This is a genomic window from Campylobacter sp. 2018MI13 (genome assembly GCF_018501135.1).
In the GTDB taxonomy this organism is placed as follows: Bacteria; Campylobacterota; Campylobacteria; order Campylobacterales; family Campylobacteraceae; genus Campylobacter_E.
The window spans coordinates 1-451 of sequence record NZ_JAHCZC010000220.1; the positions used below are offsets into that span (position 1 = coordinate 1).

The window sequence follows — 451 nt, forward strand, 5'->3', positions numbered from 1 at the left end:
GATTTTGGCGCATTGTATCTGGCAAAAGTATTTTTCCCTGATGCATTCTACAGAAATCAGGGCGCTCCTGCTTTCGGGTATGGTGAACTATACGCAGATTTCGGGCTTTTTACACCAGTTTGGTTAGTTATATCTGGAGTATTTAATGGCGTCCTGGCTAAGTATTTCTCCAATAAAGCTCAGGACACAAAGTCAGCACATTATTTCTTAATGTTCCTATTTTGCATTGGAATAAGTGTGATTCCTGTTAGCATGGGATGGTTGTTCCCTGAGCATTTGATGATTGCCTTTATGGTATACATTGCATCTTCCTTTGTTTTTTCAGCGCATATAAGATTCGTTTTACTAAGAAGCGATAAATAAGTTATACGGCGGCAATGCCGCCGTTTTATTTAGTTTTGAAGCGTAAATCTTGTTGGGTTTGCTGAGCAGCATTACCAACGTAAATTAC

Annotated in this window: 1 pseudogene; it reads left to right on the top strand. The window is 39.2% G+C overall.

Features of this window, described 5'->3' with window-relative positions:
• Positions 1-363, top strand: a pseudogene (locus tag KJQ99_RS09730) (O-antigen polymerase); the annotation flags it as partial.
• Between the last annotated feature and the right edge of the window lie 88 nt (positions 364-451).